Genomic DNA, 22,391 nt, shown 5'->3' with positions numbered 1-22,391 from the left:
AGACAAGCGCCGTCTGTGCGAGGTTGTGACCCGACACCGGCTTGATCAGGCCGAGTTGCTCAGGACGCAGCCGCAGTGCGACCGGACTGTCGTGACCTCGGTGGTAGGAGGGGCGGATCAGCGGCTGCCATAGCAGATTCGAGGGGCAAAGCGGTATGAAGGGCGGGAAATGGCAGGAGGCGAGTCGGACGCTGAGACTCGTCCGCCTGTAGGACGTTGTCGTGTTCTCGGCGCAACCCCATGACGCGGTTCTTCGTCCCGGTCCGGCGCCGTCGGCTGCCGGACCGGGACGAGGGTCCTCAGCCGCGCAGCGTCGCGACCGGGCTGTTGTAGGCCTCGGCCGTCAGCACCGGATGCCGTGCGGCGGACGCCGCCGCGGGCCAGGACAGACGTACGGTGCGGGATTCGCCGGGCAACAACCACAGGTAGTTGTCGCTGTACAGCGTGGGCAGCACCCGGTGGCCGTGCGTGTCCTCCAGCAGTGACAGCCGGACCATGGCGGCCACCGCGGATCCTTGGTTGCGAATCGTCGCCGTCAGCTCCCGGCGATCTCCGGAACGGGACAGTCCGGTGATGCCGCCGGTGAGCTTCACCTGCTTCGCCTTGTTGAGCGCCTGGAGCGCCGAAGCGCTGCGATAGCGCCAGTAGGTGTTGCGCGACACCTCGCGGCCCTGGGCGTCCTCCAGAGTGAGGTGCAGCAGGTGCAGCTCCGGGAGGTCGTCCGTCCAAGGGGCGGCGAACGCCTCGGACTTGGTGGCCCGAGCGACGTCCACCCACGCTGACCTCGACTTGCCGAGCTGCCGGCCGGACAGGTCGAACAGCCGCGCGGTGACCGTGGCGCGGGGCAGATCGGTCGAGGTGTGATTCACCGCGATGACCTGCCAATTGACGGGATCCGCCTGCACGTGGAGCGGTTCGCAGGCCGAACGCGCCCCGTAGTAGGTGCCGTTGACGTCGAAGTCGTAGTCGTATGTCTGCCAGACGGTGCTGTGCCAGGCCGGGTGGGACATCCACAGCATGAGGCCGGACGCGTTGTCCCACAGGTTGGCGTTCCACGCCTCGAACATGGCTCGGGTGTTCTCGTAGTTGACGAACTGCGCCTTCTTGGCGAAGTCGTCCAGGCCGAGGGCGGTGCCCAGACGCGTCTCGATGGCCGCCTTGTAGTTCTGGGGTGCCTGATTACCGCGCTCGCTCCAGTCGTGGTAGTACCACGCGCCCTTGATCGGCCACTCCGGTTCGTCGCCCGTCATGTTCCGTGTGCTCGCCGCGGTGGAGACGACGGGCATGCCGATCTCCGTGTGGAAGCCGAAGTCCTTGCTGCCGTAGGTCGAGGGATCGAAGTACTTCTCCGGTTCCACCCAACCGTAGGGACCGCCACCGGTGATGATGCCTCCGGCGGAGTTGTTCTGGTACAGCAGGCCGGGTGCCTGCTGCTCGACCGCCTCGCGCATCCCCTTGTCGATCGCGGCCGGCGGGTTGCCCTCGTTGGCGCCGCACCAGATCACCACGCTCGGATGGATGCGGTAGCGCAGCACGGTGTCGCGGGCGAGGGAGTTGAAGGCCTCGTGGTCCGGCGGGTCCATGCCCCATGCGTTCGGGAAGTCGTTCCACACCAGGATGCCGTGCCGGTCGCAGGCGGCGAAGAACTCCTCCCGGTCGCTGCTGCCCACCCAGTTGCGGATCATGGTGAAGTTCATGTCCCGGTGCATGCGCACGGCGGCGTCCATACGCTCCGCCGGCATCCTGCGCAGGAGTTCGTCCCAGCCCCAGTTCCCACCGCGGGCCAGTACGCGAACGCCGTTGACGCTGATCTTCAGCGGGTCCGGTGTGTTCCAGACGGACTTGACGTCCGTCCACTGCTCGCCGTCGTCGGAGACCTGGATGACGTAGGTCTTCGGGTAGGCGGTCTCCCACACGATCGCGACCCGGTCGAAGTCGCGACGGGAGCCGAGATCCACCTGGATCCACTGGTCGTCTTCGTAGGCGGAGGACCAGCGGGTGCCCGGGTCGCCGTCGGTGGCGTGCGCGGCCGGGTGGTCGGACTCCTCCGTGGAGGCCGTGGCCTTCTGGCGCAGGGCGAGGTCGGTGCCGGGGTCACTGCGGTCGATGACGCTGAACGTCCACAGCGAGTTACCCCAACTGGTGTTGCGCAGACCGAGGTTGAGCCGGACGTAGCGTGCCGTCCGGCGGTCGAGGTCCTCGACCTGGAGGCTGGCGTTGCCGTTGCTGAACGGCAGCGGTACCGCTCCGTTGTCCACCGACTGCACGTCGGTCCAGTCCGAGCCGTTCGCGGACACCTGGACGATGAACGTCTTCGCGTAGGCCTGTTCCCAGGTGAGGTCGACCCGGTCGAAGGACTGGGTGGAGCCCAGGTCGACGCGGATCCACTGGTCGTCCTCGAAGGCGGAGGACCAGCGGGTGTTCTCGTTGCCGTCGGTGACGTTGGCCGCGCCGTTGCTGTCCTGGTCGGTGCTGGAGGCCTCGGCCGGAGCGTGCAGGGCCAGGTCGGTACCGGGCCGCAGGCTGTCGCCCACCGCGAGCGTCCACAGGGAACTGCCCCAGGATGTGGCTCTGGTGAGGCACTTGACGCGGACGTGCCGGGCCTGCTGCCGGGCGAAGGTGACGCTCTGCGTGTAGGCGTCGCCCGTCGAGGTGAACGGGAGCGGTGTGTCGTATTCGTAGCCGAACTGGCGCATGCCGAACCGGCTCGTGCGCCGGTCGCTCTCCTGACCGCCCAAGGACGCGGTGAGGATGAGCTCGTACAGATGTGGTTCGCCCAGTCCGTTGGGCCACCACAGCTTGGGCTTGCGCACCTTCAGCTGCTTGAAGGCCGTCGGGGTGAAGACGACATCGACGCTTTCGCCGGCCTTCACGGTGACGCTCCTCGACACCCGGACCCCGTCGAACGCCGCCGTGACGGTGGCCTGGTGGTCGGCGGTGTCGGCGTTGCGGACGGGCACGACCACGGTCACCTCCGCGGTCGAGACGTCCGGCAGGGCGGGCAGGACCGTGTCCACGCGCGGGTCACCGATGACGAGGTGCCCGGTGGAGCGCAGCCGGACGTGGTTCCAGATGCCGGCCGCCCGGTCGCGCACGGCGGGCATCCAGTCCCAGCCCGAAGACGCGAGATACGTGGGGGAGTTGAGGTTCATCTGTCCCGCGCCCGCGTCCACCCAGGACTCGCCCTGGGGTCCCTTGTCGCCCGGACTGCCGGGAACCGGCATGGGTGTGATCTTCACCGCGAGGGCGTTCTCACCGCTCGCCGACAGCTGTCGGGTGACGTCGAGCGCGGCACGGGCGAAGGGATACGTCAGGTCGCCGACGCGAGTGCCGTTCAGCCAGACGTCGGCCTTGTGATTGACGCCGTCGAACTCCAGCCACACGTGGCGTCCTGCGCCGGTCCGCAGCCCGCGGGGCAGAGCGAAGTCACGCTTGTACCACCAGGAGTGGCGCGACAGGGCCTCGGGGATGTGCAGGTTGTTCAGGCCCGCCACGGGATCGGGCAGTTTGCCCTGTTCCACGAGCGAGCCCAGAACCGTGCCGGGAACCGTGGCCGGCAGCCAACCGCGCGTGTCGACCGTCGTCCTCGACAACCCGGCGCCGTCGGTGCCCGCCCAGTCGTCCATGGTGAGGCGCCAGCCCGACTCCACGGCGACGGTGCCGTCGTCGGCGACCGTGAGGTGCGGCGCATCCTCGTGACGGGAGTCCCAGTCGGTCCAGCCGGTGGCCGCGGGGCGGTGGGCGTCGGCCGTTCCGTACACCTCGAAGCCGTTCAGCCCCAGCGGCAGCGGGCTGGAGCGCTTCTGTGAGGTCATGCGCACCCAGCGTGCCTTCGCGGGGCGTGAGACCTGGATGTCCACGCTCCCGCCGGTGCCCGCGGAAGTGCGGTAGACCGTCGTCCACGACTTGTTGTCGAGGGACGTCTCCACCACGAAGACCAGTGCGTAACTCGACTGGATCTCCTTGCCGGTGGTGCCGCTGTGTACGTTTCCGGTGGTGGGGGGCGTGTACACCGGGTCGGAGGCGTCCGCCTCGAAGGTCAGACGGACACGGCTGACCTCGCAGACCGACTGGAGGTCGACGGCTATCCACTGCGGATCGCCGCCTTCGGCGCGCCAGCCGCTGCCTGCCACGCCCTGTTGGGAGAGGCGGTCCACGACGAACGAGCCCTGCGTGGCCGCGTAGTCCGTCGAGGAGACCGATACGGGCCGGTAGAGCGCCAGACCGTCCGGGGCGGAGCGGTCGACGGATGTGCCGGTGGGGGCGGCAGCGGCGTTGGGCACGGGGAGCAGCGAGCTGAGGCCGAATCCGGCCAGCAGGGTGGTACCCGTGGTGACGACGGTTCGCCGCGAAAGTGGGCGCGGCGAACTCGGCTGATCTGTCATGTGTGACGTCCCATCAAAAGCACAGGCCGAACGAGGCTCTGGCGTCCCCTGCGCCGAGCCGGTCTGACAACGTTGCCATAGGCTGTGTTGGTCCCGTGTTTCCTGTCAACCCCTGTGGCACGCCAGGCTCTGTCGCCGCTGCCCGGTTGCCGTGTGTGATTTGGCGGCAGCAAATTTCCGGCATCGCTCCGGGAGCGTGCGTTGTCGGCTGCCGTCCCGAGTTCCCCACCGCGTCGAGGCCTCCGGTCGCCCGACGTTGCCGTCCCGCGAGGATCTGGTCGGCGTGCTGACTGAAGAGGCTCTTCTCACGTGCTCGGAGAACTGGGCTCGGCGGTCGTCGCACTGTGGAACGTGCGAAGGCAGGTGCGCGGGGAGACGTCCAACTCGGTGTTCATGGGCCGGCGCAGGGACGTGGCGGTCGCGAACGCGACGTCGGCGAAACCATCTCGTCGACCGACAGCGTGCTCGATTGAACACATCGAGGTTGGGCAGACGGACGTAGCTGTCGATCGCTGGGGTGTCGATCGCCGGGGTAGTGGACTGAGCCGCTGCTGCTACGGCAGGGTCGAGTCCTGGCTCGGCGACCTCACGCAGGCGGCAGCCGAGGAGGGCGAGTTCGTTGAGGTACGCCGACCAGGCGCACCGCTTCCACGCAGGCACGCATCGCAGGCTTCCAGTCGGGGATCGCCATCAGGACCATGCTGCACAGCACGGCGTCGAAGGGGGCACCCAGGTCGGGCGGCCGTGTCAGATCTGCCTGGACGTAGGTGATTCCCTGCCGCAGCGCGGCCTCTCTCTCACGGGCGAAGGCACACATCAGCTCCGTCGGTTCGACTGCTGTCACCTGTGCTCCGCGCCCGGCGAGGATGCGGCTGAAGTACCCGTTTCCGCATTCTGCGTCCAGCAGCCGTCGGCCGCGCACATCGCCCAGCAGCCGCAGCAGATAGGGATTGGCCAGGTGCCGTTTGGCGAAGTAAAGGGGCTCTTCACAGTTGAGGGTGTGACGGCCGCCGGCGGGGCGCTGGCTGGGTAGACGTCGAGGTCCCCTGAAGATGGAGGTTCCTACGCCACCATCCAGAAGACCTCGACTTGCCTGACGCTACCTTCGCGCGCCTCGACCTGACCAAGTTCTGCCGCTCGATGACCTCGGACTTGAAGTCGTCGGCCAGCACCTCGAGCCCGACCGCGCTGTTGTCGCCTGCCGCGTTCTTGACGCCGACGACGGCAGCGAGGGTTGGTGCCGACGCTGCGGCTGCCAAGGCACGCCGCGCGACACCGTGGCCAGACGATTGGCCCACGTGCCGCTGGGCTGGCGACCGACCACGCTGTTGGTCTCGATCCGCCGCTACAAGTGCATCGGCTGCGGACACGTGTGGCGCCAAAACACCAGCCGCGCGGCCGAGCCCCGGGCGAAGCTGACCCGCACCGGCCTGCGGTGGGCGCTGGAAGGCATCGTGGTCCAACACCTCACCGTCGCTCGGGTCGCGGAGGGCCTCGGGGCCGCGTGGAACACCGCCAACGACGCCGTCCTGGCCGAAGGCAAGCGGGTCCTGATTGATGATGAGAACAGGTTCGACGGAGTCGCCGTCATCGGTGTCGACGAGCACGTGTGGCGCCACACCAGGCGTGGCGACAAGTACGTCACCGTGCTCATCGACCTCACCCCGGTCCGTGACGGCACCGGCCCAGCACGGCTGCTCGACATGGTCGAGGGCCGCTCCAAGTCCGCGTTCAAGACCTGGCTCGCCGAACGCCCCTCCGCGTGGCGCGACGCGGTCGAGGTGGTCGCGATGGATGGCTTCACCGGCTTCAAGACCGCCGCTGCAGAAGAGGTCCCCGACGCGGTCGCGGTGATGGACCCCTTCCACGTCGTCCGTCTGGCCGGCGATGCCCTCGACCAGTGCCGCCGCCGTGTGCAACTCGCGATCCACGGCCACCGTGGCTTCAAGGACGACCCGCTCTACAAGTCGCGGCGGAACCTGCACACCGGTGCCGGGCTGCTCACCGACCGACAGATCGACCGACTCAACCAGCTGTTCGCCGGCGAGGGCCATGTTGAGGTCGAAGCGACCTGGGGCGTCTACCAGCGCATGATCGCGGCTTACCGCGAGGAGGACCGCAGCCGAGGACGTGAGGCGATGGCCAAGCTGATCAACGACCTCGGCACCGGTGTCCCGAAGGCGCTGGTCGAGGTCGCGAAGCTCGGCAGAACGCTGAAGAAGCGCGCCGCCGACGTGCTCTCCTACTTCGACCGGCCCGGCACCAGCAACGGCCCGACCGAAGCCATCAACGGTCGGCTCGAGCATCTGCGCGGCTCCGCACTCGGGTTCAGGAACCTGACCAACTACATCGCCCGTAGCCTGCTCGAGACCGGCGGCTTCAGGCCACAACTAGCCCCCGGTGCGAGGGTCGGCCCGAGTGCTACGTTCGGGCCATGACCAGACCCAGTGAAATCCTCGGCAGCGTAGTCGCCGCCAGCGAGCGCGAGCAGCTCGAGACGTTCCTGGATTACCTGCGCGACGCCGTCGTGCGCAAGGCCCGCGGGGTGTCGGAGGAGGACGCCCGGCGCAGCCCGGTGCCGACCGGCACCAACCTCGGCGGCCTGATCAAACACCTGCGGTGGGTGGAACTGGGCGGGTTCGCCGAGCAGATCGGGCAGATCCCCGCCGCGGAGCTGCCCACGCCGCCGTGGACCGACGCAGACCCGGAGGCCGACCTGCGACTGGAGCCGAACGAGAAGCTCGACGACGTCATCGGCGCCTACCAGGCGGAGTGCGACCGCTCCCGCGAGATCGCCGCCCAGCACAGCCTCGACTACGCACCGCCGGGCAGCGAGCTGACGTTGCGGTGGGTGTACCTGCACGTGATCCTGGAGACCGGCCGGCACGCGGGCCACGCGGACATCCTGCGCGAGATGATCGACGGCGGCGTCGGCGACTGACGGCTCGCGGCGCGTCGTCGGTCCGTGTTCCGGTCGTCGGAGGCGGCGTTACACCGGTATCGGCGGAGGCTGACCTCCAACACCGTGGGCCGCTACCCGAACGGCTCGTGCGCCAACCGCCGGACCACCGTGCCCCTGGCCGCGCCCTGGCAGACGCAGCGACGACACCATCTGACGGGCTCGACAACCCGGCACCGGAGAATCGCCCGATCGGGCTCCAAACGCTGCCCGAGCACTTCGAGCCCGAGATCATAGTCACCTCCATCCTCGGGAGACCTCGACCCCTACCCGGCCACCGACGCGCCGACCGGACTACACCCTCAACTGCGAAGAGCCAGTGAAGGTGCCGGGCAGCAATCACGACGGCCTTACAGACGGCCAGGGCATCCCATTCAGGTGTCGCTGCCCGGCGGAAACCGTAACGACGGCACGCAGTTGCTGCCCCTGCCGGACAAGGTTCCAGCCGTGGTCGGCGTCGTCGGCCGGCCCTGACGCAGACCCGATGTCCTGTTCGCCGATCGCGGCGACGACCACGACAAGGACCGTCGCCTGCTCCGGGCTCGTGGCGTCCGCCCGTCATCGCCGAATCAGGCAGGAACACGGCAGCGGCGCCACGACATTCACGAAGCCCTCCTCGGACTCGCCACCCGCCTGATCACCCACCGGCACGTCCAACGCCTTTGTCAGAGCCTCTTGGTGAGGTTCCCAAGCGGACGAGTATCCGGTCGGCCGTCTTGGGCACATGCAGGTCAGCCATGACGTGGTCGCGTGCGGCTCGGGAGGGGTCCCGGGCCGCACGCGTCACGATGAAGTCACGCGTGGTCGGCGCAGGGTGGGACAGGACAGAAGCCGCCGTTCTGCTCGTGCTCGCGTGAGCGGTTCGGAACCAGTTCGGCGATCCGGCCACGTACGCCGCACGGACGCCGGGGGACCGAGCGGACTTCGGCGGTGCGGTGGAACAGCCGATGGACCGTCCCGTACGTACCGGAAACGGGTGGGAATCGGGACGCACGAGGCGAATCGAGGATCATGTGAGTTCGAAGACGGTCGTCCCCCTTGTCGCGGTGCTGGTGCTCGCCGTGGCCGGTTGTTCGGAGGGCGGGTCCCACCGGACCGGGCAGGCGGGGACGCCACAGACGGCGCCCCTCTCTTCCTCCGCCGGCAGGACGCCCTCCGGCGCCACGGCGACAGAAGCGGCGTCCCCTGGTGCAGCGATTACTTCCGAGGTCTGTCAGGGGGTGGACGCAGCGGCGTACGGTCAGTTGATCGCCATGTCCCTGGCCATCGGCGACAGGACCAGGCAAGGTGCCGCCCTGCGGGCCGACGTCGCGCGAACCTACGAGGACTTCGCCGCCCGACTGACCCTGATCCGCGCACAGGCCGTCGGCCGCCTTTCCGCGGCACTGACGCAGTGGGCTTCCGCCGGCACCGCGGTGGGCCACTACGTCGCCGAGAAGAAGCCGCGGCCCGGCCTGGTCATCGACTACGGGCCGACCGAGAAGCGGTGGGACGCGACGCAGAAGGCCACCGAGAAGATCTGCGGACACGACCTTCCCGACCTGAGCCAGGGGAGGAAATCCTGAGCCCGGGAGAAAGGAATCCCGAGTCCGGAAAGAATTCCTGGCCACTCGTACCCGAACACGACGCGCCCCCTCGGCTACTTCACGCACGGCCCTCGGCTTCCGGGTTCTTGAGGGAGAACGCTCTGTTTCGACCCCGGCCGGACAGAGGTCCAGCCGTACTCTGGACTCCTGGCGTCCACCCTCATGCGCCGCGCACGAGTTGGCTCCCACGGGCCGGTGAGCACCTGCCGGAAGACGGCGTGGCGGTGTCGCCGCCGAGTTGCCGACGTCCGAGGACCGGACCGAGAGGCGGAGCACCGCGGTATGAGCAAGTCGCCATGTTTCTCGTTCGACGGCTGGATCGCGGGCCTGGGTACCACCTCCGGCACCCGGTTCGTGGTCGGGCATTGGCCCCGCTCGCCGTTCGACGCGTTCAGTGACGTGATGGTGGAAAAGGGAGACGGCGAACGGGTGCTGTTGGCCCCCAGCGAGCGGATCGCCGAGTTCATCGCCGGCACCTATGTCTTCGACGCGGTGCACGTCGTACCTGTCGACGTCGACATCACCGCGGACACCTGGCGCGTCAGCGCGGGACCGCTCCGGCTGCGCTTCACGACCGGCGCACGCCCTCTCGTGGGCCGGCTGCTGCGTGCCGTCCCCGCGCGCCTCGCCCGGCGTCCGGCGTGGGCCGCGCTGATCGACCACCCCGTCCGCCTCCTGATGCCCGGCGTCCGCACACGCGGCAGTGCGGGCGGGAACCGCAGGGAGTGGTACGGCGCGCAGGATCTCCACGCGATCAGTTCGGCTTCCGGCGTCCTCGAGGACACGGATCTCGGCGCTCTGGCGGCCGTCGACCCTCCCGTACGGTTCGGGTTCGGTTCGACGCCGCGGGCACCGGCGCTGACCCGGGTCACGACGACCGTGGCCCTGTCGCGCTCATAGCCGGCAACCGGTGGACGCCCGGCCGCTGCTGTCGATATTGCCGGGCATGCCCGAACGGCGTACCCAAGACCATGTCCGCAAAGGGGGGCCGGGCCTTCGCACGAAGGGGTGCGGCTCCGCCGCCCTTTCCTGCCGCCCGCTCTCTTGACGGTTGGCATGTTCGGAGCAACACTCGGCTCAAGCTTTGTTAGGAAACTTTCCTAACAAAGCTTCTCTCTCGACCTGTCCACGCCCCCCACACGGGAGACAGACATGACCCGACCGCCCACCTTCCGCCGTGCGGCGGCCCTCTGTACGGTCGTCCTGGCCGTACTCGGAGCCCTGCTCACCACCTCGGCCGCGGCCACCTCGGCCCCGAAAGCCCCGAGCGGCCTGAGCAAGCAGGCCGCCGCCACCAACCGCCAGGCCTTCCTCACCTTTTACGGTTGGTACGACAACACCCCGCCGGGCGGTGACATCTCCTACCCCAAGATCCACGACGAGGCGGGCGGCACCGGCACCTATTCCGACCCCATCACCTTCGCCTCTTCGACCGACGAGATCGCCGCCGGCACCAAGATCTTCGTCCCCCGGGTCGGCAAATACTTCATCATGGAGGACTCCTGCCAGGAGTGCGGCGAGGACTGGAACAACGAGGGCCCCAACGGCGGTCCCGGGCTGTACCACTTCGACCTCTGGGTCGGCGGGGAGGGCGGCAGCGCCTTCGACAGCATCGACTGCGAGGACGCGCTCACCCACTACAACCCGGACACCACCCCGGTACTTGAGAACGTGATCGTCAACCCCTCCGCCAACGAGCAGGTCGACCGGACGCCGATCTTCAACACCGACACCGGCGCCTGCTACGGCGGGGCGAAGCCGACCACCACGGTGGGCCAGTACAAGAACGTCTCGACCAGCCAGTGCCTGGACAACCCCGGCAACAGCTCGGCCAACGGCACCACGCTGCGCAGCGCCGCGTGCACCGGCGGCGCCGGCCAGACCTTCAGCTTCCACGGCGCGTTCATGGAGAGCAACAGGAAGTGCGCCACGATGTCCGGTTCGGCCATCAAGCTGGCCGCCTGCGACGGCGGGCCGAAGCAGCAGTGGTCGATCAACCCCGACCTGACCATCTCCGACATCCAGACCGGGAAGAAGTGCTTCAAGGGCGGTAACGGCACGCTCACCGCAGGGAGTTGCTCGGGTACGGCCAGTCAATGGAAGTTCACGCCCAGGACCTAGTGACACTCTCGCCGTCCGTCCGGGGCAAGGACGTCAACGGCCTCGGGCGTCACGAGCCTTCGGGTACGGTGCCCCGATCATCGCCCCGTCCGGGTTCGCGGAGCCGATCAGGTCCGGCTCCGCGAGCTCCGTCTCCGCCGCACCCGCCACGCTCTGCCTGACCGCCGACACCACCATCTCGGTGCTGCTTCAGTTCGAGAAGGCCGAGGCCGAAGTGCCGGTCGCCGTGGTGCCGCGCGCAGGCAAGCAGCAGGCGCCCACGAACCCCAACCGCCGCCGCGGAGCGCGAGGCCGGATCGGCCCAGGGAAGAACTGGCAGCTGCCTGTCGGGTGCCGCCGGCTCCCGCACGTAAGACCCGCCACGTATCCATTAACAGCGAGATCACCCAGAGTGTTTGTTGGGGCGGCATGACTGTCCTGGCGGGGATGTCGACGATTCTCATGTCGCTTGGTACGGCTGGGCTTGCTGACGGCCCCGTGCTCGGTCTCGGAGCAGGGGGTATCAGGTCGATTCGCGTACCACGAGTTCGTTCGGCATGATCACCGGTTCCGTCGGGCCGCCGTTGATGAGACCGAGGAGCAGGTGGACGGCGGCGGTCGCCTGGTCGGCCATCGGGCTGCGGACCGAGGTGAGCGCTGGGGTCGTGTACGAGGCGGCCTCTATGTCGTCGAAGCCGACGACGGCCACGTCTTCGGGGACGCGGCGTCCGGCCTGGCGGAGAGTGCGCAGGGCTCCGATCGCCATGAGGTCGTTGGCGGTGAAGACCGCGTCGAGGTCGGGCTCGTCGTCCAGGAGCTGCTGCATGGCTTCGGCACCGGAGACTCTGGTGAAGTCGCCCAGCGCCACGATGGGGCGGCGGCCGGCGTCGCGCAGCGTCCGGCGGTAGCCGTCGAGGCGTTCGCGCGCCTCGTGGAGTTCGAGCGGGCCGGTGATGGTTGCGATCCTGCGCCGACCGCGCTCCAGAAGGTGACGTACGGCCAGCGCCGCCCCGCCGGCGTTGTCCAGGGCCACGTACGGGACGTCCTGCGCGGACGTGCGGTTGAAGGAGACGAGAGGAAGCCCCTGCCTGGCCAGCGCGGCCGGCAGGGGATCCGTACCGTGCAGGGCGACGAGGAGCACGCCGTCCACATGCCCGCCGGCGATGTACTGCTCCACTCTGGTTCGGCTCTTGTCCGATTCCGCGAGCATGAGCACGAGTCGTTTGCCCGCGGCTTCCAGCTCTCGGCTGACCGCGCGGACGACGGCCGAGAAGAGGGGATCGTCGGAGACGACTCCCTGCGGGGGGTCGGAGACGACCAGGGCGAGGGTGTCCGTGCGGCGCGTGACGAGATTGCGTGCCGCCCCGTTCGGCACGTACCCGAGTTCGCGTACAGCGCGCATGACGACGTCTCGGATCTGCGGTGCGACGGTCGCCTCGCCGTTGATGACGCGGGAGACACTCGACTTGGACACACCCGCCCGGGCGGCGACCACTTCGAGAGTGGGGCGTTTCATGCCGGGCCGTCCTCCGTGCCGCTGCCCAGGCGCGTGTCCGGGAAGGGTTCTGTCATCGAAGGCGACCTCCGGCTCTGCGTCACGGCGATGCCAGAAGCGTATCCGCAGGCCGGGCGGCATGAGTCTGCTCGGCGATCCGGTTCACTTTGCGGAACAGGGTGTCCGTTCGCCTTGATCGACCTTAGCTGAGGAACCGCTCCCTCAACGCGGCAATCGATCAAGTCACCCATTTTTTCGCTGTGGTTGAGGGCCTTGACAGTGTATGACGCCCCATCCATTCTCCCCTCAGGGAACGCTCCCTCGCCTCAAACCCCACTTGAGGAGTCACAGGTGCAAACACTCGTGCGTAGATTTGCCCTGTTCTGGGCAGTCGCCGCTTCACTCATCGCATTCGTCGCGCTGCCGGCCCCGCCCGCTCAGGCGGCAGAGGTCCTGGTCTCGCAAGGCAAGCCCGCCACCGCCTCAAGCACCGAGGGAGCTTTCGACGCTCGCAACGCCGTCGACGGCGACCCCGGGACCCGGTGGTCCAGCGGTTTCGCCGATCCGCAGTGGATCCAGATCGACCTCGGGGCCGGCACGACGATCAGCCGCGTCGTCCTCAACTGGGAGGCCGCGTACGGCAAGGCGTTCAGGATCGAGGTGTCGAGCAACGCGCAGGACTGGACGGCGGTCCATGAGACGGCTACGGGCACAGGCGGCACCCAGAGCCTCGCCGTGACCGGCACGGGCCGCTACGTCCGGATGTACGGCACGCAGCGCGGCACCCAGTACGGCTACTCCCTGTGGGAGTTCCAGGTGTACGGCACCGACGGCTCCGGTGGTCCCGGAGATGCCGGCACCCTACTCTCCTACGGCAGGACCGGCGCGGCCTCCTCTTCCCAGAGCGACCAGAACTGCTGGGAGTGCACACCGGCCAGGGCCTTCGACCGCGATCCGGCCTCGCGCTGGGCGACCAGCTCCACCACGGGATGGACCGATCCGGGCTGGATCTCCGTCGACCTGGGCGCGACTGCGCAGATCGACAAGGTGGTCCTGCAGTGGGATCCCGCCTACGCCAAGTCCTTCCAGATCCAGGTCTCGCCGAACGGACAGGACTGGACGCCCGTCTACTCGACGACGTCCGGCACGGGATTCAAACAGACGCTGGCCGTCTCCGGCACCGGCCGCTACGTGCGGATGTACGGCACAGAACGCGCCACCCCCTACGGCTACTCGCTGTGGGAGTTCCAGGTGTACGGCACCGGCGGCGCTCCGAATCCGGCCCCGCCCCTGCCGAGCGACCCGGCGAACCCGCCGCGGCTGGTGTGGAGCGACGACTTCGACGGCGCCGCGGGCAACACACCGGACGCCTCGAAGTGGCGGGCCGATCCGGGGACCGGGCCGAACAACGAGCTGGAGTACTACACCGACCACCGCAACGCGGCGCTGGACGGCGCGGGACATCTGGTGATGGAGGCGCGCAAGGAGGTCACCGCGGGATCGTCGTGCCCGCCAGACCCCCTGAGCGGCAGCACCACGTGCCAGTACACCTCCGCGCGCATGAACACCGGCGCGACCTTCCAGTTCACCTACGGACGCGTCGAAGCCCGTATCAAGGTGCCCAAGGGCAACGGACTGTGGCCCGCCTTCTGGATGATGGGCGCCGACTTCCTCACCGGCCGGCCGTGGCCGTACAACGGCGAGGTCGACATCATGGAAGTCCTCGGCAAGGACGTGAAGACCGCGTACTCGACGGTCCACGCACCGGCCTACAACGGCGGAGGCGGAATCGGCTCCCCGTACAAGCTGCCCTCAGGCGCCGACTTCTCCGACGACTTCCACACCTGGGCCGCCGACTGGAACAGCAAGGGCATCACCTTCAGCCTCGACGGCCGGACCGTTCTCGCCCTGGACAAGGCCCAGGTGGAGCAGACCCGCGGGCCGTGGATCTTCGACCACCCGCACTACATGATCCTCAACCTGGCGGTCGGCGGGGACTGGCCCGGCCCGACCGACTCCAGCACGCCCTTCCCGGCCAGGATGCTCGTCGACTACGTCCGGGTCTTCCAGTAGACGCCCGCTGACGTCCGCGAGCCCCGACTGACCACTGCTCGCCGGCTCTTCACCCCCGACGCTCGTGAAGGAAGTGAGATGCACAGATATCCCGCACGTCTGTACACGCTGTTAGTAGGAACGTTGGTGGTCGCATTGGCCGCTGCCCTGAGCCTGACCGTCTCGGCCCAGCAGGCGCGGGCCGCCACGGTCACCGTCCAGGCCGAGTCCTACACCGCCCAGTCGGGCGTCACGTTGGAGGCGACCGCGGACGCGGGAGGCGGCCAGAACGCGGCCTTCCTCGCCAACGGCGACTGGATGCGTTTCGACAACGTCGACCTCGGCACCGCCGGCCGGTTGACCGTGTCGGCCCGGGTCGCCTCCGCGGTCGGCTCGGGCACCATCGAACTGCGCACCGCCGGCGCGACCGGACCACTGCTCGCCGTCATACAGGTCGCCCCGACCGGCGGCTGGCAGAACTGGGCGACCAGGACCACTGACGTCACCACCCACCCCACCGGCGCACAGACCGTGTTCGCCGTGCTGCGCAGCACCGAGCCCGGCGACTTCGTCAACATCAACTGGTTCTCCTTCGTCGGCGAAGGAAGCGGGCCGGCCGCGGGATGGGTCCCCATCGACCAGGCCAAGTGGGACGCCCAGGTGGCACAGTTCCGTGCGATGACGCCGGCAGCCGTGCCCGGCAACGTCGTCCGGGTTCCGGAGTTCAACGCCACCTGCGACTACAGCCATTCCAAGCAGGACGACCCCATCGTGCTGCCGAACCTCGCCGGCGCGTCCCACATGCACAGCTTCTTCGGCAACGAGAGCACCGACGCGTTCTCCACGGCCCAGTCCCTGCGCAGCAACACCGCGACCACCTGCGCACCGGCCGAGGACCTCTCGGCGTACTGGATCCCCACCCTGTACCAGGGCAACACAGCCATCGAGCCCGAGAACATGATCGTCTACTACGGTTCCCGGCTGCCCGACCCCTCGGCGACCCTGCCCTTCCCTGAGGGATTCCGCATGATCTCGGGCGACGCCAAGGCGCAGACACCCACTCCGGCGGGTTCTCCCGGCCAGTACTGGTGCGCCGGCGCAGGCGGTGAGATCGGCCGCAGCACCGACGGCAACTGGCCGGTCTGCGCCCCAACGGCACACCTCACCCATCAGCTCGTTTTCCCTGACTGCTGGGACGGAAAGAACCTGGACAGTCCCGACCACAAGTCGCACGTCGCCAACACCTACGACGGCAAGTGCAGCGGCGCCTACCCCGTCGCCATCCCCAACCTCTCCTTCGTGGTCAGCTACCCGACCAGCGGCAGCGCGGCAGGCTTCCGACTGGCCTCGGGCATGGCCTCATCGATCCACGGCGACTTCTTCAACGCGTGGGACAACGCCGCCCAGGGACACCGCGTGAAGGACTGCATCACCCAGAAGGCCAAGTGCAACTCCGCCGGCACGTTCTGACCCTGCGTCTGGCATGCGCCACGGCCATGGCGCTGCTGGTCGTCGGCTGCACCACGCAGCCGACGACCAGCACGTCACCGAAGGCCGGCGCAGCGCCGACGGAATCCTTCAGCCCCACCGACATCGCATGGATCCAGCTGATGATCCCCATGGCGGAGCGCGCGCAGAAACTGACCGATCTCGCACCCTCCCACGCGGCGAGTCCAGAGTTGACGGCGCTTGCGGCCAAGACAGGGACACGACTTCACCAGGACCAAAACCGCCTGCGCGAGCTGCTGAAGCTCGCGGGAGTCCCCGACACCAACCCCCACGAAGGGCACAACATGCCCGGCATGGTCAGCCTCCCCACCATCGAAAAGGCGGGTGCCACGACCGGCAAGGCGTTCGACCGGATACTCACTGACGCGCTGCGCGCCCACTTCACCCAATCCACCCTGTTGTGTACCGGGGAACGAACCCAGGGCCACGCGGGCGAGGCGAAGAAGCTCGCCACCACCATCGCAAAGAGCACGACCGCACAGATCGCCCGGCTGAACGAAGTACGCCCAGCGTGACCGGCGGCCCCAAGCAGCGCTACGGCAAGGTCATAGGAGTAGCAGGACACAGTGGGTCGACCAACATGAGACAAGCCCGAGGACAGGCTTTTCAGACGCCCGCTAGCCGCCGCGGTGGCGGTTCTCGCCACGGATGTGGCGCGGGCGCCAGACCATCGGCCCCGGCGGCTACTGCCGTTCCTGTCTCTTCGCCCTCGTCCGCACCGGCGCCCTTCGGTCAAAAGGACGTTCATACGGACCTGCAAGCGGCCGTCGTGGCAGCCCGACTGAGAAGAAGGGCTGGTTCCTCCACGCTCGCCATCTCACAGCCCCCGCGCTCGATCGGATGACGTTCATGGCCGTGGAGGAGACCTGCTTCGACCGACTCTCCGCCGAGGAAAGAGCACGGATCGATAACCGATGGTCCCGCCAGCCCCTCACACCGCGGATCGTCCAGCCGTACTTGCCTCACTGCTGGAGGTCAACGCCTCCTGAGCGGAGGGCTGGCGGGCTCGGCCGTGTCACAGCAGGCCGGGCTGCTGCCATTCGGCGCCGAGGACGTGGTGGTCGAGGAAGTTGAGGAACGTCTCGTACCACAGGCGCGTGTGATTCGGCTTGAGGATCCAGTGGTTCTCGTCCGGGAAGTAGAGGTACTTAGCGGGAACGTCGTGCCGCTGCAGTTCCTGGAAGAGCGTGGCGCCCTGCCCGACGGGCACGCGATAGTCCTTCGCGCCGTGGATGACCAGCACCGGAGTGCGGATCTTCGCGACGTCCCAGTGCGGCGAGTCGGCCTCGTAGCGCTCGGGGCGGGTCAGCGGGTCGCCGAAGATCTGCTGGAAGTACCAGGGCACATCGGTGTCGCCCTGGAACGCCCGCAAATCCCACAGACCTGCATGGCTGATGATCGCCTTGAAGCGGTCCGTGCTGGTAGCCACCCGGTTGGCCATGTATCCGCCGTACGAGCCGCCGGCCAGCGCCGAACGTGAGGCATCAATGTCGTTGCGGGCCTCGGTCGCGTCGGTCAGCGCCATCACATCGGTGTAGGGACGACCGCCCCACTGCCCCCAGCCGCGCCGGTGGTTGATCTGTCCGTACCCGGTCGACAGGGCCGGATCCGGCAGCAGAACCGCATAGCCGCGCGCGGCGAACGGCCACGGATTCCAGCGCCAGGTCCAGCCGTTCCAACTGGACTGCGGTCCGCCGTGGACGGCGACAAGCAGGGGAGCGGGCTGCTCGGCGGACGCGCCCGGGGGCAGCACGAGCCAGCCACGCAGCACGAATCCGTCCTCTGCCTCCGCGCGCACCTCGGTGAGTGTGCCTGGCAGGTCCCCGACACGGCCCGGGGCGGGCAGCTCGTCGGGAATCTGGTCGGCGACGTCGGCGTCGATCCGGACGGGCGTCGGCGGCGCGTCGACCGCGTGGCGCAGGGCGTAGAGCGTCCGCCCGTCGGGGCTCACGGCCAGCGAGCCGTACACACCTGAAACAGTAAGGCGCGTGACACAGCCGTCCGGGTCGCGCCGGAAGACGGGCGCATGCCCCTGCTCGTCGGATGTGAAGAAGAGCGTGTCGTCCACCGGTGAACAAGCCACGCCCCCGGGCCAGTTGTCGAACGCGGGCAGGAGATCCTGCACCGTTCCGTCGGCCAGGTCGATCCGTACGAGAGTTGCTTCCCAGGGGTCGTCGTAGGTCGGGTAGCGCATCCGGCAACACACGAGTGCCGAGCCGTCGTGGGTGAACCGCGGCGTCTCATAGAGGTGCTCCAGATCACCGACGATGTGGATCTCCTCACCGCTGACCGCGTCGGCCACCACCACGGCGGTGCGATGCTCGGCCGGGACGCGCCCGGGCACGAACCGCCTGAACGCGACCCGTGTGCCGTCCGGCGACAACGCGGCATCCCCAGGATCCTCCAGTCCGATCCCCTGCCCACCGGCGACGACCGGCTCCGCGTCGACACCTGCACGGACGAAGGTGTGCGGCTCCGCCGGGCCGAGGTCGTGGTCCCAGGCACGGGTCGGACCAGCTTCGTACAGGATCGCGGTGACCTTCGCGTCCCTTCGAGCCGCGCGCAGTTTTCCGTGTGCCTCGGCGTCAGCGGCCCCCGGCAGCAGCCCCGCGGTGTGGCACAGTGCGCCGGAACTGCGCGCCACGGTGACCGCGGCGATCCCGCCTGGATGCCGGGCGACGGCAACGGCCTCCCCACGCGGCGGCAACGCCCACAGCGCGGCGCCCTCATCGCCGTCCGCAGCCTCTCGTTCGGACAGGAAGTACAGCGTCCCGTCCGGACCGAACACCGGCCCCGACTCACCCTTGTCGGACCGGGTCAGCCGCAGCGCGTCGCGCTCCCCGGTCGGATCGATCTCCCACAGACCGGACACGAACCGCGTCCCGTCCTCGGACAACGACTGCACGGCGGCGACGAGACGAGTGCCATCGACTGAGAGGGCAAGGGAGTTGACGCGTGGGCAGGCGACGAAGGCGGACAGGTCACGGAAGGTGGACGGGCCACCGGAGGACTCGGTCATGCGGGCGATTGTCACCCGCGCACCACGCGAACGGCCAGGGAGCCTGACGCGAAGGCCCGTCTGTCAGCGGTGGTTCCGTCACGCTCGTACATCCGTGGAGGTGACGCCGTCCGTCCTGAGCCGCACCCAGCACGCCGCTGGGCGCGAAATCCCCCGCGACGTCGCCCGGGGAGATGGATCCCGCCGGCCAGCCTGGGAGGCCAGCGGGTAGGACGACATCGAGCGGTTACGCACTTGCCGTGGTTCCACGAGGACGGGCCTCCCCACCGTGCAGCGGCCCTCACCATCGTCTGACCGGCCTGCCCGGTCAGGAGTTCCGGCCCGTGCCGGCGATCATCGTGACGAGCGTGTCGATGAGATCCTCGGCGCGGACCTCGCCCCATTTCTCGTTGGGCAGTTGGCCGCTCGCCTCCATGTCGGCGACGCCGTTCGCGGCGCTGATGAGCAGTGCGGCGTACCTCCGGGCGTCCTGCTCGCCGACCAGGTCGGCGACGATGGCGAGGAACTCGGCCTGGCTGGGCTCGGCCGCGCGGGCCAGCGCGGTGGGGTCGCTGGAGGGATTGCTGAACATCAGCTTGTAGAGGTGCGGCTGGGAGCGGCCGATGTCGATGAGCGCGATGACTCCGGCGCGCAGTTTTTCCGCGGCCGGCAGAGCGGGATCGGCGCGCAGGTCCCGCGTCAGGTCGCCCAGCCGGTCCCAGGCCTGCGTGCCGATCGCAATCAGCAGGCTCTCCTTGTCGGGGAAATGCCGATAGGGCGCCCCGCGGGTCACTCCGGCTTCCGCGCCGACCGCGCGGAGGGTCACCGCTTCGAGGCCGCCACGGTCCAGCAGGCCGGCCGCGGCGTCGAGCAGGGCGCGGCGAGTGGCGGCGGCCGATTCGGCACGGCTGATCATGCGTGCATCCTAGTCCATTCGTGATGACGCAGTCATCTGAGTCGGTTGACATCGTCATCTCGATGCGGCAGGCTCATTGAGGTGACAAAGTCATCTGAAACTCAAGAACTCATAGTCGTCACGGGGGCGTCGACCGGAATGGGCGCCGCCACCGCACGGGAGATGGCCCGCCGCGGCTTTCACGTTCTCGCCGGCGTCCGCCGTGACAGCGACGGCGAGGCCCTCCTCGACACCGGCATAGAGCCGGTGATCCTCGACATCACCCGTCAGGACCACATCGCGGCGCTGGCGGCACGCATCGACGGCGACGCGCAGGCCCGCACCTTGCGGGCCCTGATCAACAACGCAGGCCTCCCCATGGCCGGACCGATCGAGATGATCCCGCTCGACGAATGGCGGCGCCTGTTCGAGGTGAACGTCTTCGGGCATGTAGCCCTCACCCAGGCACTGCTTCCCGCGCTGGTGCGCAGCCGCGGCCGCATCGTCAACATCAGCTCGCTCAACGGCAAGGTCTCCATGGCCGGTTACGGCGCCTACGCCGCCAGCAAGTTCGCTCTGGAGGCGGTCAGCGACGCACTGCGCAACGAACTGGCCCCGCACGACGTACAGGTGGTCGTCGTCGAACCGGGCGGTGTCAAAACCGAGATGGCGGGCCTCGGTCTGACGACCCTGGCCCGCCTCAGCGCTGCCATGACCGCGGACCAGACCGCCCGCTACGGCGCCTTGACCCAGGCGATCCCCTCCCACGTCGCCGCGTTCACCAAGGCAGGCGTGACCTCCGAGACCGCCGCCCGGACGATCGCGAAGGCCGCGACCACCCGTCGGCCCCGCGCCCGCTACACCATCGGCGCGATGTCGGGCTTCCTCGTCCGCGCCTCCGGCGTCCTTCCCGACCGCATGCTCGACCGGATGACCAACTCCGATCTCCGCAAGCACTACCCGGACCGGACCGGCCGTGCCCCTGTCACACGTCACGCGTGACCGGCATCGGCGGGGGAGTGGTTGATCGCGGCGAGGATCTCCTCGCGCTGCCCGGCGAAGTCGAAGTCGCCAACGCCGTCCGGCCGCGTGACGCGAAACCGGGGCGGGACCAGAGCTGCCGTCGCCGTGCACCGGAGCACTGACGAGGGTGCCGTGGTCGTGGTTGCCGGCGGATGCGGCATCGGCGTGGATCTTGACACGGCGCCCAAGGTGACCAGCGGCAGTCACCCGAACCCCCGCCGGACGGTGCTGGCGCGCGACGCGGTACGAAGAGCGGCGGAGGGCGAGCAGCCGCGAGGGGCGGCGCGTTGCTGGACCGGAGAATGCTGCCGTGTGCGTGAGCCAGGTGTCCCAGTTCCCTGTGCTTCTTCAGCGCTGACGTTCAGCGGGGCGGCTGCGCTCCGATGACGGACAGCAGCTGCAGCCGTTCGTAACTCTCGCTGCCGGGAACGGCGGTGTAGACGAGCAGGAGATGTGACTGGTCGGGGTCCAGCAGCGTCTGGCAGGTCAGTTCCATCGCTCCGACCTGGGGGTGGATGAAGCGCTTGGTTTCGTGGGGGCGGATGCCGACCTCGTGGGCCTGCCACGCCTGCCGGAACTCCTCGCTCTGGGCCAGCAGCAGTTCGGCGAGTCCAGCCGCGCGGGAGTGGGGTCCACGCAGTGTGGCCGCCCCACGCAGGCCCGAGGCGAACATACGGGTCAGGAAGGGGTGGTGGTCGGGGGCGTAAAGCGCCCGGGTGGCGGGGTCGGTGAACCAGCGGTAGCCGAGGCTGCGGGCCGGCCCCTCGTACTGGGTGAGGTCGCCGGTGAGCGCGACGGCCAGCGGTGTCTGGCGCAGGGTCTCGCCGAGCTCGGTGACGATCTCCGCGGGCGTGTCCTCAAGGCGGTCGAGGATGCGCAGCAGGCCGGGGCTGATGTGGTCGCTGTCCGTTCCGCGAGGCGGCGGGGTGTGTCCGGCGAGCCGGAACAGATGGTCGCGTTCGTCCAGGGACAGGTGGAGGCCCTGTGCGATGGATGCGATCATCCGCTCGGACGGCTGAGGGCCGCGTTCGCGCTCGATCCGCGCGTAGTAGTCGGTCGACATGTGGCACAGAATCGCGACTTCCTCCCGCCGCAGCCCGCTCGTCCGGCGCCGCTTCCCGCGCGGGAGACCGACGTCTTCGGGCTGCAACGCCTCCCGGCGATTCCTGAGGAATTCCGCCAGCCCAGTCCGGTCGATCGCCATCTGTTCCTCATTCGCCTTCTGGTTCCTGGATCATCATTTCTACCGCCCATGCCAGTCGGTATCCACGGCCTGGTAATCCCCCCTTCGCACGCCTTCAACTGCGGACTCGTTGCCGTAGCGGGGGATTGACAGGCCCTGCATAACGACGGCGGCGACCGTGACAGTGGAGGAAACGACACGACCTC

At 68.6% G+C, this 22,391-nt stretch carries 14 protein-coding genes and 3 pseudogenes; 10 read left to right on the top strand and 7 right to left on the bottom strand.

Annotated features, from left to right (window positions below):
- Positions 1-299: 299 nt before the first annotated feature.
- Both ACIP6U_RS09255 and ACIP6U_RS09250 read right to left on the bottom strand, forming a co-directional pair.
- Complete coding sequence (locus ACIP6U_RS09255) at positions 300-4,385, bottom strand: discoidin domain-containing protein (protein WP_401714484.1); 4,086 nt, start codon at positions 4,383-4,385, stop codon at positions 300-302.
- Positions 4,386-4,971: 586 nt separating this feature from the next.
- Positions 4,972-5,307, bottom strand: coding sequence for a class I SAM-dependent methyltransferase (locus ACIP6U_RS09250; RefSeq protein ID WP_401714483.1), 336 nt, complete (start codon positions 5,305-5,307; stop codon positions 4,972-4,974).
- Positions 5,308-5,474: 167 nt separating this feature from the next.
- Between ACIP6U_RS09250 and ACIP6U_RS09245 the strand changes: the two are divergent.
- Together ACIP6U_RS09245 and ACIP6U_RS09240 are read left to right on the top strand one after the other, a co-directional pair.
- Positions 5,475-6,823: pseudogene (locus ACIP6U_RS09245) on the top strand (ISL3 family transposase).
- Positions 6,820-7,326: a DinB family protein gene (locus tag ACIP6U_RS09240; RefSeq protein WP_401714482.1), complete on the top strand. Its 507-nt coding sequence runs from the start codon at positions 6,820-6,822 to the stop codon at positions 7,324-7,326. The pseudogene ACIP6U_RS09245 and the gene ACIP6U_RS09240 overlap by 4 nt, the downstream one beginning before the upstream one ends.
- Before the next feature lie 95 nt (positions 7,327-7,421).
- On the opposite strand, the pseudogene ACIP6U_RS09235 reads toward ACIP6U_RS09240, so the two are convergent.
- A pseudogene (locus ACIP6U_RS09235) lies at positions 7,422-7,577 on the bottom strand (ISL3 family transposase); the annotation flags it as partial.
- Between the two features lie 98 nt (positions 7,578-7,675).
- On the opposite strand from ACIP6U_RS09235, the pseudogene ACIP6U_RS09230 reads away from it, so the two are divergent.
- The 4 genes and pseudogenes from ACIP6U_RS09230 to ACIP6U_RS09215 form a co-directional block, all read left to right on the top strand.
- Positions 7,676-7,902, top strand: a pseudogene (locus ACIP6U_RS09230) (IS5/IS1182 family transposase); the annotation flags it as partial.
- A 662-nt stretch (positions 7,903-8,564) separates the two neighbouring features.
- Complete coding sequence (locus ACIP6U_RS09225; protein ID WP_401714481.1) at positions 8,565-8,909, top strand: hypothetical protein; 345 nt, start codon at positions 8,565-8,567, stop codon at positions 8,907-8,909.
- Positions 8,910-9,212: 303 nt separating this feature from the next.
- Entirely contained in the window at positions 9,213-9,830 is a 618-nt protein-coding gene (locus ACIP6U_RS09220) for a hypothetical protein (protein ID WP_401714480.1), read from the top strand.
- A 252-nt stretch (positions 9,831-10,082) separates the two neighbouring features.
- On the top strand, positions 10,083-11,051 hold the full coding sequence (locus tag ACIP6U_RS09215) for a ricin-type beta-trefoil lectin domain protein (RefSeq protein ID WP_401714479.1): 969 nt from the start codon (positions 10,083-10,085) through the stop codon (positions 11,049-11,051).
- Positions 11,052-11,553: 502 nt separating this feature from the next.
- On the opposite strand, the gene ACIP6U_RS09210 is transcribed toward ACIP6U_RS09215, so the two are convergent.
- Entirely contained in the window at positions 11,554-12,546 is a 993-nt protein-coding gene (locus tag ACIP6U_RS09210) for a LacI family DNA-binding transcriptional regulator (protein WP_401714478.1), read from the bottom strand.
- A 342-nt stretch (positions 12,547-12,888) separates the two neighbouring features.
- Here ACIP6U_RS09210 and ACIP6U_RS09205 point away from each other — a divergent pair, with 342 nt between their 5' ends.
- From ACIP6U_RS09205 to ACIP6U_RS09195, 3 genes are all read left to right on the top strand, one after another.
- Entirely contained in the window at positions 12,889-14,598 is a 1,710-nt protein-coding gene (locus ACIP6U_RS09205) for a discoidin domain-containing protein (RefSeq protein WP_401714477.1), read from the top strand.
- Positions 14,599-14,724: 126 nt separating this feature from the next.
- Positions 14,725-16,047 (top strand): DUF1996 domain-containing protein, encoded by a 1,323-nt coding sequence (locus ACIP6U_RS09200; protein WP_401714476.1) that lies wholly within the window; start codon positions 14,725-14,727, stop codon positions 16,045-16,047.
- 26 nt (positions 16,048-16,073) lie between these two features.
- On the top strand, positions 16,074-16,601 hold the full coding sequence (locus tag ACIP6U_RS09195) for a DUF305 domain-containing protein (RefSeq protein WP_401714475.1): 528 nt from the start codon (positions 16,074-16,076) through the stop codon (positions 16,599-16,601).
- Between the two features lie 500 nt (positions 16,602-17,101).
- On the opposite strand, the gene ACIP6U_RS09190 is transcribed toward ACIP6U_RS09195, so the two are convergent.
- Together ACIP6U_RS09190 and ACIP6U_RS09185 are read right to left on the bottom strand one after the other, a co-directional pair.
- A complete protein-coding gene (locus ACIP6U_RS09190; protein WP_401714474.1) occupies positions 17,102-19,105 on the bottom strand; it encodes a prolyl oligopeptidase family serine peptidase in 2,004 nt (667 codons plus the stop codon).
- A 307-nt stretch (positions 19,106-19,412) separates the two neighbouring features.
- Entirely contained in the window at positions 19,413-20,000 is a 588-nt protein-coding gene (locus tag ACIP6U_RS09185; protein WP_401714473.1) for a TetR/AcrR family transcriptional regulator, read from the bottom strand.
- 81 nt (positions 20,001-20,081) lie between these two features.
- Between ACIP6U_RS09185 and ACIP6U_RS09180 the strand changes: the two genes are divergently transcribed.
- Positions 20,082-20,981 carry an SDR family oxidoreductase gene (locus ACIP6U_RS09180; RefSeq protein ID WP_401714472.1) on the top strand — a complete coding sequence of 300 codons (900 nt, stop codon included), beginning with the start codon at positions 20,082-20,084 and terminating at the stop codon, positions 20,979-20,981.
- 382 nt (positions 20,982-21,363) lie between these two features.
- On the opposite strand, the gene ACIP6U_RS09175 is transcribed toward ACIP6U_RS09180, so the two are convergent.
- The gene (locus tag ACIP6U_RS09175) at positions 21,364-22,206 is read right to left on the bottom strand and encodes a helix-turn-helix transcriptional regulator (protein WP_401714471.1); all 843 of its coding nucleotides are present in this window, start codon (positions 22,204-22,206) and stop codon (positions 21,364-21,366) included.
- Between the last annotated feature and the right edge of the window lie 185 nt (positions 22,207-22,391).

It is taken from the genome of Streptomyces sp. NPDC088794 (assembly GCF_044750545.1).
GTDB lineage: Bacteria > Actinomycetota > Actinomycetes > Streptomycetales > Streptomycetaceae > Streptomyces.
The sequence above is the reverse complement of the archived record's forward strand: the minus strand, read 5'-3'. Positions and strand labels throughout refer to the sequence as shown.

What these genes read in the sequence shown, in the direction of transcription:
- ACIP6U_RS09255 (WP_401714484.1), bottom strand. Translation starts at nt 4,385, where the DNA reads ATGACAGATCAGCCGAGTTCGCCGCGCCCACTTTCGCGGCGAACCGTC.
- ACIP6U_RS09240 (WP_401714482.1), top strand. Translation starts at nt 6,820, where the DNA reads ATGACCAGACCCAGTGAAATCCTCGGCAGCGTAGTCGCCGCCAGCGAG.
- ACIP6U_RS09220 (WP_401714480.1), top strand. Translation starts at nt 9,213, where the DNA reads ATGAGCAAGTCGCCATGTTTCTCGTTCGACGGCTGGATCGCGGGCCTG.
- ACIP6U_RS09215 (WP_401714479.1), top strand. Translation starts at nt 10,083, where the DNA reads ATGACCCGACCGCCCACCTTCCGCCGTGCGGCGGCCCTCTGTACGGTC.
- ACIP6U_RS09210 (WP_401714478.1), bottom strand. Translation starts at nt 12,546, where the DNA reads ATGAAACGCCCCACTCTCGAAGTGGTCGCCGCCCGGGCGGGTGTGTCC.
- ACIP6U_RS09195 (WP_401714475.1), top strand. Translation starts at nt 16,074, where the DNA reads ATGGCGCTGCTGGTCGTCGGCTGCACCACGCAGCCGACGACCAGCACG.
- ACIP6U_RS09190 (WP_401714474.1), bottom strand. Translation starts at nt 19,105, where the DNA reads ATGACCGAGTCCTCCGGTGGCCCGTCCACCTTCCGTGACCTGTCCGCC.
- ACIP6U_RS09185 (WP_401714473.1), bottom strand. Translation starts at nt 20,000, where the DNA reads ATGATCAGCCGTGCCGAATCGGCCGCCGCCACTCGCCGCGCCCTGCTC.
- ACIP6U_RS09175 (WP_401714471.1), bottom strand. Translation starts at nt 22,206, where the DNA reads ATGGCGATCGACCGGACTGGGCTGGCGGAATTCCTCAGGAATCGCCGG.